At 35.8% G+C, this 9,963-nt stretch carries 14 protein-coding genes; 12 read left to right on the top strand and 2 right to left on the bottom strand.

What is annotated here, in order from left to right:
- The first annotated feature begins 60 nt into the window (after positions 1-60).
- Positions 61-543, top strand: a complete 483-nt coding sequence (locus ACT8VG_RS03585; protein WP_444195223.1) for a hypothetical protein — start codon at positions 61-63, stop codon at positions 541-543.
- On the opposite strand, the gene ACT8VG_RS03590 is transcribed toward ACT8VG_RS03585, so the two are convergent.
- Positions 504-953, bottom strand: coding sequence for a hypothetical protein (locus ACT8VG_RS03590; RefSeq protein ID WP_217106327.1), 450 nt, complete (start codon positions 951-953; stop codon positions 504-506). The two genes, ACT8VG_RS03585 and ACT8VG_RS03590, sit on opposite strands and share 40 nt — an antisense overlap.
- A gap of 178 nt (positions 954-1,131) precedes the next feature.
- Entirely contained in the window at positions 1,132-2,052 is a 921-nt protein-coding gene (locus ACT8VG_RS03595; RefSeq protein ID WP_432265782.1) for an alpha/beta hydrolase, read from the bottom strand.
- Between the two features lie 189 nt (positions 2,053-2,241).
- Here ACT8VG_RS03595 and ACT8VG_RS03600 point away from each other — a divergent pair, with 189 nt between their 5' ends.
- The 11 genes from ACT8VG_RS03600 to atpG are packed head-to-tail and all read left to right on the top strand — an operon-like array spanning position 2,242 to position 9,907.
- Positions 2,242-2,862: an L-threonylcarbamoyladenylate synthase gene (locus ACT8VG_RS03600; RefSeq protein ID WP_117458980.1), complete on the top strand. Its 621-nt coding sequence runs from the start codon at positions 2,242-2,244 to the stop codon at positions 2,860-2,862.
- Complete coding sequence (gene rpiB / locus ACT8VG_RS03605; RefSeq protein WP_117458981.1) at positions 2,840-3,280, top strand: ribose 5-phosphate isomerase B; 441 nt, start codon at positions 2,840-2,842, stop codon at positions 3,278-3,280. The genes ACT8VG_RS03600 and rpiB overlap by 23 nt, the downstream gene beginning before the upstream one ends.
- Positions 3,281-3,285: 5 nt before the next feature.
- Entirely contained in the window at positions 3,286-4,521 is a 1,236-nt protein-coding gene (gene glyA / locus ACT8VG_RS03610; protein WP_444195224.1) for a serine hydroxymethyltransferase, read from the top strand.
- 11 nt (positions 4,522-4,532) lie between these two features.
- Complete coding sequence (gene upp / locus ACT8VG_RS03615) at positions 4,533-5,153, top strand: uracil phosphoribosyltransferase (protein ID WP_444195225.1); 621 nt, start codon at positions 4,533-4,535, stop codon at positions 5,151-5,153.
- Positions 5,153-5,527, top strand: coding sequence for a hypothetical protein (locus ACT8VG_RS03620; protein ID WP_187011873.1), 375 nt, complete (start codon positions 5,153-5,155; stop codon positions 5,525-5,527). Before upp ends, ACT8VG_RS03620 begins: the two co-directional genes overlap by 1 nt.
- Positions 5,527-6,192 carry a F0F1 ATP synthase subunit A gene (locus tag ACT8VG_RS03625; RefSeq protein ID WP_022425536.1) on the top strand — a complete coding sequence of 222 codons (666 nt, stop codon included), beginning with the start codon at positions 5,527-5,529 and terminating at the stop codon, positions 6,190-6,192. Before ACT8VG_RS03620 ends, ACT8VG_RS03625 begins: the two co-directional genes overlap by 1 nt.
- 32 nt (positions 6,193-6,224) lie before the next feature.
- Positions 6,225-6,452, top strand: coding sequence for an ATP synthase F0 subunit C (gene atpE / locus ACT8VG_RS03630; RefSeq protein WP_006506960.1), 228 nt, complete (start codon positions 6,225-6,227; stop codon positions 6,450-6,452).
- A gap of 25 nt (positions 6,453-6,477) precedes the next feature.
- Positions 6,478-6,978, top strand: a complete 501-nt coding sequence (gene atpF, locus ACT8VG_RS03635) for a F0F1 ATP synthase subunit B (protein ID WP_006506961.1) — start codon at positions 6,478-6,480, stop codon at positions 6,976-6,978.
- Entirely contained in the window at positions 6,978-7,514 is a 537-nt protein-coding gene (locus ACT8VG_RS03640) for a F0F1 ATP synthase subunit delta (RefSeq protein ID WP_187011872.1), read from the top strand. The genes atpF and ACT8VG_RS03640 overlap by 1 nt, the downstream gene beginning before the upstream one ends.
- Positions 7,515-7,523: 9 nt before the next feature.
- Complete coding sequence (atpA, locus tag ACT8VG_RS03645; protein ID WP_022425537.1) at positions 7,524-9,050, top strand: F0F1 ATP synthase subunit alpha; 1,527 nt, start codon at positions 7,524-7,526, stop codon at positions 9,048-9,050.
- A 2-nt stretch (positions 9,051-9,052) separates the two neighbouring features.
- The gene (atpG, locus tag ACT8VG_RS03650) at positions 9,053-9,907 is read left to right on the top strand and encodes an ATP synthase F1 subunit gamma (RefSeq protein ID WP_006506964.1); all 855 of its coding nucleotides are present in this window, start codon (positions 9,053-9,055) and stop codon (positions 9,905-9,907) included.
- The last annotated feature ends 56 nt before the right edge of the window (positions 9,908-9,963 follow it).

Below are 9,963 nucleotides of genomic sequence, written 5' to 3' on the forward strand. Positions count from 1 at the left end.
TAAAATGGATTTGATAAGTAATAAATACTTATCAAATCTTGCAACTAGGAGGTGTTTTTTATGCGAGATGTTAAGAAGATTTTGGAAATGAGGTCTCAAAATTTCAGTCAGCGAAAGATAGCTGAAGCACTTAAGGTATCAAGAGATACAGTAAGAAAAGTGTCTAAAGTGGCCGATGAAAACAATATTTGTTGGTCAATGATCCAGAATCAAAATGAAATGGAAGTACAGAAACTATTATTTGGAAAGGAGACTAAACTCAATCTGATTATTAAGCAACCTGATTATCAGTATATTCATAAAGAACTGTTAAGACCAGGGACAAACATTAGATTATTATGGGAAGAATATGCAGAAGATTGCAGAAACAATAACTTCCCATTCTATCAGTACAGTTACTTTTGCGAAAAGTATCGTGATTATGTAAAGAAAAATAATCTTCCAATGCATATCACACATAAGCCAGGGGATAAATTAATGGTGGACTGGTTATGCAAAGATTCTCATAACCAGTCCACTTCAATTCTTTCAGCTATCTTATGATCAAAGTGCATCGTAGCTTTGTTTCTTTCGATATACTGATTGAAATAATTACAGAACTGAGAATACTGCAATGGAATCTTACCTGCAGCTCTTACCTCATTGTAGTACTCCTGCCATAAAAGCATCTTGGTTACACCAGGTTTTTGTAGTTCAAGATACATCATTTCACAATCAGGCTTCGGCTGTAAATTATCACTATCATCTTCTGGCTTTGGAAACAGCTTGTCAGCGAATTCTTCACTAGTCATAGTGCTGACATCATTCCAGGATAATCTTAAAGACTTAGCAGCATTTTCTACTTTTCTGATCGTGTTTCTTGAAGTCTTTAATAGCTTTGAAATTTCGTTTCTAGACATACCTAGTGATAAATATCTTAAAATCTCTTTGTATTTTTCCTCGTATGGTTTCAAAATAAAAACTCCTTTCCTGTAAAATATTGTGTAGATTCGATGCTTATCTACACCTTAATTTTACTAGAAAAGGAGTGTGTATAATATAATTGGTCAACCTAATCGGAATGATTGGTCAAGTGTATCGGAATTAATGATCAGGCTAAATCGAAATTATTGGTCAGCTACGCCATAATAATCAGCCTACATATTTCTCTAAGAAATGAGTAATATTGCTTTGAACAAGTTTCTTCTCTTTATGATAAGATTCACCATGTGCGGCATCATTCACAATAAGTAATTTCTTTTCTGCCTGACAAGCATTATAGAGTTCTAATGCCATGTAAGTAGGCACAAAGTGATCCTGGTTACCATGTATAAATAATGTAGGTGTTTTAGACTTCTTGACTTGATTGACTGCACTGGCCTGTTTGAAGTTATACCCTACTGTCTTTTTAGATAATAATGTAGCACTAGGAAGTAATAAGAATGGTGGACATCCTTTATTCTTTAAGTAGTATTTGAATTCATCATAAGCACTTGTATAGCTGCAATCAGCGACAATAGCTTTCACATTATCAGATAATTCTTCACCACTTACCATGAGTACTGTTGCTCCACCCATGGATATACCATGTAAGACAATACTCATAGGTTCATTATGGAAGTACTCTTCCATTTTTTTAATCCATTCTAATATATCTAAACGATCCAACCATCCAAAACCAATATAATGTCCTTCTGACTGTCCATGTGCCCTATTATCTGGAAGAAGGATATTATAACCAAGTTCATGATAGAAACGAATATAATATGCAAACTCACGATAATGGTAAGAATGGAATCCATGAACACAGATCACTAATTTATTAGAATCAGGATAAGGAAGGAACTGCCCTTCTAGCTTTAATCCATCATAAGAAGTGATTTCCATATCAATAAATGTCTGATGATCTAGCCATTGTTTATCATCTTCACTCATTGGATGTTTTAATCCTACTTTTTCTTTTTTGCGTCTTGTACATACCTTTTCTATCGCAATGCGCCCTGCTGCAAGATAAGTGGCAGATGCCGCAGCGGCTGCGCCTATTGTACCAATAACTACATTCTTCTTTTTCACGACAAAAAGCCTCCTTTTATTCATTATATAAGATATTCTATAAAGAATTCATATACAAAAGATTAAGTTTGAATAAATAATTGACAGATAGGTCAAAGTGTAAGTAGAAAAGGGTATGTTTGAAAGCGATAAATATATGTTTTTAAGAAAGTTTTTGTGTTAGAATAATACCGATATGAGGTGATTTTAATGACACAGGTTATAGAACCAGAACAGATGGATTTATTAGTAAGTGCAGTAAGAGATGGGAAGATTGTTGCATTTCCTACGGAAACTGTTTATGGCGTTGCCTGCTTATTCAATGATTTGAAGGGTCTTGATAGAATTATGGAAATCAAGAAACGTAACCCGAATAAAGCAGTGACTCTTATGTTGTCAAAAAAAGATGATGTAAAGAAGTATGGCTTAGTAGACGAGGGTACCCAGAGAGTGATTGATAAGTTTATGCCAGGTAGAATGACAATCGTATTAAAAAGACTGGACAGTGTGGATTCGAGACATGTTAGTGGAAAAGATACAATAGGTATTAGAATCCCAGACAGTTCTTTCGTTTTGTCACTCATTGATCAGACAGGGCCTTTATCAGTAACAAGTGCTAATTTATCTGGCCAAGGGAATACGACAAACGAAAAAGAAGTACTTGCACAGCTTGATGGACAGATTGATATGGTTGTCAGAGGACAGACTGCTTCGGCAACTGCATCTACAGTCGTGGATTTAAGTCAAGGTGATGTGAGAATACTAAGAGAAGGTTTAATTACCAAAGAAGAAATCGAGGAGGTATATTATGAAAATTGCAGTCGCTTGTGATCATGGTGGATTACGTTTAAAGAATGTTCTTATTGATGAAATGAAGAAACAGGGTTATGAAGTTGTAGACTATGGTACTTATACTGAAGACTCTTGTGATTATCCTGATTATGCATCTAAGGCAGCTAAAGCTGTTGCATCAGGAGAATGTGAGAAAGGTGTCGTTGTTTGTGGAACAGGCATTGGTGTATCAATTACATGTAATAAGGTAGATGGTATCCGCTGCGCATTATGTCATGATGTATTTAGTGCAAAAGCGACAAGAGCTCATAATGATACTAACATGATTGCAATGGGACAGAGAGTTATTGGAGAAGGACTCGCTGTTGAGATTCTTAATGCATGGCTACATACTGAGTTTGAAGGTGGAAGACATGTTAAGAGAATTGAAAAAATGATGGCTTTAGAAAAGGAGTAAGCATTATGAGAGATACAGAAGTATTTGCGAGTGTTGAGCGAGAATTGAATAGACAAAGAAACAATATTGAATTAATTGCTTCCGAAAACTTTGTATCTAAAGAAATCATGGAGCTTGCGGGCTCAGTTCTAACAAATAAATATGCTGAAGGATATCCAGGTAAGAGATATTATGGTGGATGTCAGTTTGTGGATGAAGTAGAAACATTGGCACAGGAAAGACTTAAGAAGTTATTTGGCTGTGAGTATGCAAATGTTCAGCCTCATTCTGGTACACAAGCGAATACAGCTGTTTATTTTGCTTTATTACAGCCAGGTGATAAAGTACTAGGTATGTCTTTAAATGATGGTGGGCATTTAACTCATGGACATCCATTAAACTACTCTGGTAAGACTTATGAATTCCATGCTTATGGTGTTGATAAGGAAACAGAAAGAATTGATTATGATGAATATAAGAGATTATGTGAAGAAATCAAACCTAAGTTAGTTGTTGCAGGGGCAAGTGCTTATGCAAGAACTATTGATTTCAAATTCATGGCTGAAGTAGCACATAGTGTTGGAGCTATCTTTATGGTAGATATGGCACATATCGCTGGTTTAGTTGCTGCAGGAGATCATCCATCTCCATTTCCTTATGCAGATATCGTGACTACTACAACTCATAAGACTTTAAGAGGTCCTAGAGGTGGTGTCATCATGTGTAAGGAAAAGTATGCAAAAGATATTGATAGAGCTGTTTTCCCTGGTATGCAGGGTGGACCTCTTATGCATATTATTGCAGCTAAAGCAGCTTGCTTCTATGAAGCATTACAGCCTGAATTCAAGGAATATAGTCATCAAATCATTAAGAATGCGAAAGCTTTAGAAGAATCTTTAAAGGAAGAAGGATTCCGTCTTGTAACTGGTGGTACTGATAATCATCTATTACTTATTGATGTAAAGAGCAGCTGTGGTATTACAGGTAAGAAAGCTCAGAGATTACTTGATGAAATCAATATTACAGCTAATAAGAATGCGATTCCTTTCGATACAGAAAAACCTTTCAAGGCTTCTGGAATCCGTGTTGGTACACCAGCAATGACCACAAAAGGATTCAAGGAAGATGACTTCAGAGAAGTTGGAAAGATTATTGCTTATCGTTTAAAGAATGAAGAAACTGATGAAGTAAAGAATGAATGTCTTGCAAGAGTAAAGAAGTTAACTGATAAAGTGACTATGTATGACGATATTAAATACTAGGAGGCCATAAAATGGTTAAAGTACTCAATCATGCATTAATTAAACACAAACTCTCAATTATGAGAGAAGAAAAGACATCAAACTATATTTTTAAGCAGAATCTTGATGAAATCGCAATGTTGATGGCTTATGAAGTCACAAAAGATTATCCTTTAAAAGAAAAGGAAATTGAAACACCTCTTTGTAAGACAACTGGTTATGAACTAGACAAGGATATTATTCTTGTACCTATCTTACGTGCTGGTGTGGGTCTTGTAGATGGCTTCAGAAGAATCATACCAACTGCGAAAGTAGGTCATATTGGTATGTATAGAGATGAAGAAACATTGATTCCTCATGAATATTATGCTAAATTTCCTAAAGGATTAGAGAGCGCAAAGGTTATTGTTCTTGATCCTATGCTTGCTACTGGTGGTTCAGCTGATATGGCTATCCAGAATATTAAAGATCGTGGTGCGAAGGATATTGAACTTGTCTGCCTTGTAGGTGCACCTGAAGGTGTGAAATACATTGAAGAACATCATCCAGATGTTAAGCTTACTTTAGCTGCATTAGATGAAAAACTAAATGACAAGGGATATATTGTACCAGGTTTAGGAGATGCGGGAGACCGCTTGTTTGGTACTAATTAATGGGATTTGATGAATATGAAGTAAGAAGAACTTCTGTTAAAGTATTTCTTGCAGGATTGATTCTTGCGGTACTACTTTCCATCATTCTTCATTCGATCAGCTACTGCTTAGGGTTTGTATTAGGCTATCTTATTGATTTATTAATTTTACAGATCAATATGAAGATGACTGATACAATACTTTCTATCCAGACTGCAGGTAAGACAATTGCGGTTATATTATTTATGGCTAAATTGTTTATATTTGCATTAGGGTTTGCAATAGCTGGATTTTTTCCAGAAATAGTAAATATGTATACTGTATTTCTGGGCTATCTAGTAGTAAAGATTTCTATTTATATACATGCATATGGAGAAAGGAGGCGTATGAGATAATGAAAATCACTATTCAGCCAGAACTGATATCATCATTGATTGTGACTGTGATACTTTCTATTTTCTTTGTTTATGCAGGTAAAAAAATAAGAGAAGCAGATCCAACTAAGAGACCAAAAGGTGTGGTTCTTCTTGTTGAAACCGCCATTAAGATGGTTTACGATTATATGGGCACAATCATGCCTAAGAAATATGCGAAGAACTACTATCCTTATTTCTCTATGTTATTTGCATGGCTGTTGGTTTCTAACTTATTTGGATTAACAGGTTTTGATGCGCCAACTACTAACTACTCAATCACGTTATCCTTAACATTAATTACATGGGTATTAATTCAGATTAATGCGATTAAGTATCAGGGTGTTGGCAGTTATATTAAGGGAACTTTGATTCCCCCAACAAACCTATTTGGTTTGATTTCACCATTGATTTCTATATCAATGCGTATTTTCTGTAACTTATTGAGTGGTACATTTATTATGGCCTTAGTATATCAGGCAACATCATTCTTAAGTTACAAGTTGATTCCATTCAACTTTTTAGGACCAGTGGTAGCACCACTATTACATTGTTATTTCGATGTATTCTCTGGATGTGTACAAGCACTGGTATTCGTTACACTATCTTCAATTCTGATTTCTAATGAAAATCCAGATGAAGAATAAATGAAAAAAATGTCAATAGGAGGAAATTGATTATGACAAGAGGTTTAATTGCAATCGCTGCTGGTATTGCAGTACTTGCAGGTTTAGGTACAGGTATTGGTGAAGGTTTAGTTGCCGCTCATGCAGTATCTGCAATTGGAAGAAATCCTGAGGCTGAAAGCAAGATCCGTACTACTATGATCTTAGGTATCGCCTTAACAGAAACAGTAGCCCTCTATGGTTTACTTATTTCTTTCATCTTATTATTCGTATTCAAATAAAAAATAGTTTAAGGAGGAAAAAACTATGCCAGATATAGCCGCAAAGTTATTTCCAAACCCTACCACTATGATTGTTCAGTTATGTTCCACTGCAATCATGCTTCTTCTGTTTAAGAAATATTTATGGAATTATGTATTAGAATTCTTCCAGAAGAGAGCTGATTTTATAGAAGGTAATATCAATGATGCGAAGGCTAAGAATGAAAAAGCATCTGAATATCTTCTAGAAAGTGAAAAGCAGGCTAAAGAAGCTGCAAAACAGTATAAAGAAATCATAGATCAGGCTAAGGAAGATGCCGTAAAGGCTAAGAGTAAAATCATGGATGAAGCTAACAAGCAGGCTCAAGAAAAGATTGAACAGGCTCGCCATGAAATTGAATCTGAAAAGCTTGCAGCACAGGATGAAATGAAGAAAGAAATTGTGGATGTTGCTGTTGAAGTGGCTACTAAAGTCATGGATCAGAATATGAATACTGAAGCCAATAAAGCTTTAGTAGATGATTTCGTAAAACAGGTTGTTAACTAATGGATGCAAATGTTGCAGAACGTTATGCTGAAAGCTTATATCAGTTAGCGTTAGAAGATCATGCGCTAGAAGATTATCTAGCAGACATGAAACTAGTTGATACAGTTTTAGAAAGTAATCCAGAATTTGAAAAATTCTTCTCTCATGTGCTTGTAGATGATGAAGCAAAGTGTGCATTACTTGATAAAGGTTTTGGCACTTCAGTAAATCATTATGTATTGAATTTTCTTAAACTGCTTGTAAAGAAAAGAAGAACAAGATATATTGCGCCTATTACAAAAAGCTTTATTAAGATGAGTAATAAGCATCTTGGTATCGAGGAAGGCGTTATCTTCACACCTTTCGCATTAAGCGATGAACAGGTAAAAGCAATTGAAGAAGCGATTTCTCAGAAAGAAAACAAAACAATCACTTTAAGAACTGTTGAAGACAAGACACTTATTGGTGGTGTTAAGGTTCAGATTGAGAACCGTGTCTATGATGGCTCATTAAAGAACAAAGTCAGCAAGCTCAAGACTGAGCTGTTGAGAAAGTAGGTGACGCAAGTGGCATTAAGACCCGATGAAATCAGTGCTTTAATCAAAGAGCAGATTAAGCATTATGATGATGTCATGGAACAGAAAGACGTCGGAACAGTTATGACTGTTGGTGACGGTGTCAGTGTTGTTCATGGTTTAGACAATGCAATGCTAGGTGAATTGATCCTTTTCCCAGGTGATGTTTATGGTATGGTCATGAACCTAGATGAAGATAGTGTTGGTGTTACTTTATTAGGTAATGCGGACGAAATTAAAGAAGGCGACGAAGTAAGACGTACAGGTAAGATTATTGAAGTACCTGTAGGTGATGCAATGCTTGGTCGTGTCGTTAACCCTTTAGGACAGCCTATTGATGGTCAGGGTGAAATTATCACTACAAAGACTAGACCAATCGAAAGAGTGGCTCCTGGTGTTATGACAAGAAAATCAGTAGATCAGCCAGTACAGACTGGTATCACTACTATTGATGCAATTATTCCAGTTGGTAGAGGTCAGCGTGAGTTAATCATCGGTGACAGACAGACTGGTAAAACAGCTATTGCTGTTGATACAATCATCAACCAGAAAGGTCAGGATATGTACTGTATCTATGTAGCAATTGGTCAGAAGAACTCTACAGTTGCACAGGTTGTTGAAAAATTAAAGAAGGCAGGCGCAATGGATTATACTGTTGTTGTTTCTGCATCAGCTTCTGAACTTGCTCCAGTTCAGTATATTGCTCCTTATGCAGGTTGTGCTATTGCTGAAGAATGGCTTGACCAGGGTAAGGATGTATTAATCGTTTATGATGATTTAAGTAAGCATGCCGTAGCTTATCGTACAGTGTCTCTATTATTAAAGAGACCACCAGGACGTGAAGCTTATCCAGGTGATGTATTCTACTTACATTCAAGACTATTAGAAAGATCTTGTCGTTTAAATGAAGAAAATGGCGGAGGTTCTATTACTGCCCTTCCAATCATTGAAACACAGGCAGGTGATATCTCAGCATATATCCCTACTAACGTTATTTCTATTACTGATGGTCAGATCTTCTTACAGCAGGAATTATTCAATGCTGGTTTCAGACCTGCCATTGATACAGGTTTATCTGTATCACGTGTAGGTTCTACAGCACAGATCAAGGCTATGAAGCAGGTTTCTAGAAACTTGAAGTATGAATTAGCACAGTATGAAGAAATGCAGTCATTCGCACAGTTTGGTTCTGACTTAGATGCAGCAACTAAGAATGCGATTGAACATGGTGAACGTGTACGTGAAGTATTAAAACAGGCACAGTATGCACCAAGAGATGTTATTGATCAGATTATTACTCTATTTGCACTTGAAAATGGATTCGTTAAGAATGTTAAAGTGGAAAAGGTACAGGAATACATGGATGGTTTAGTAGAGAAGTTTGCTGTTGCACATAGTGATCTTCTTGATGAAATCAGAGAAAAGAAAGTATTATCTGATGAATTAACTGCTAAGTTGAAGGAAGCTGTTAAGGCTTATACAACTCAGTTCGAAAACTTACAGAAAGCTGAGGCTTAATTATGGCTGGGCAGATGCAAGCCATCAAGCGTCGTATCAAATCAATTGAATCTACTAAGAAAATCACAAGAGCTATGGAACTTGTTGCTAGCTCTAAGCTTTCTAAGACTAGAAATCAGTTGAATGACATGAAGCCTTATTATACACAGGTAAAAGATACTTGTGCACAGATCTTATCTTCTGCAGGAAATGATATTGATTCTCCTTATTTAGTATTAAATGATAAGGGTGAAGATGTTTATATCGTTATCACTTCTACTTTAGGACTATGTGGTGGATATAACTCTAATATCTTTAAGCAGGTTGAAGCATCAGTCAATGATGCCAAGAAGATTATTGCGATTGGTAATAAAGGCTTAAATCAGTTTAAGAAACATTTTAAAGGTGAAGTAGATGGTACTTATGTAGACCTTAATACGACCCTTGATTTTAGAAGTGTTGTGAGATTAGTTGCGTCACTTCTAGAAGGCTATAAGAAAAAAGAAATTAAGTCTATTCATATTGTATATACAGAATATGTGAATGACTTAACTTTCGTACCTAGAGATGTGACTCTTCTTCCACTTAAGGCTGAAGATCTTGTCTCTGATAAGAAATTCCATAAAGATACATTGTTTGAACCAAGTCCTGAATCAGTACTTGGAAGCTTAATTCCGATGTATTTACAGGCTGTTATCTATGGTTACTTGATTGAATCAGTGACTGCAGAAAATGCGTCTAGAAGAACATCTATGAAGAACGCAACAGACAATGCTAATGAATTAACAGATGAGTTGTTATTAAAATACAACCAGGCACGTCAGAGCGCGATTACAAGTGAAGTAAGTGAAATCGTTGCTGGTGCCAATGCACAATAAGAAGGAGGAAAATATAAGTAACTAAATATATCGACTATTGTGATTAAATGTGTTCA

It is taken from the genome of Catenibacterium sp., from assembly GCF_052354645.1.
In the GTDB taxonomy this organism is placed as follows: Bacteria; Bacillota_I; Bacilli_A; order Erysipelotrichales; family Coprobacillaceae; genus Catenibacterium; species Catenibacterium mitsuoka_A.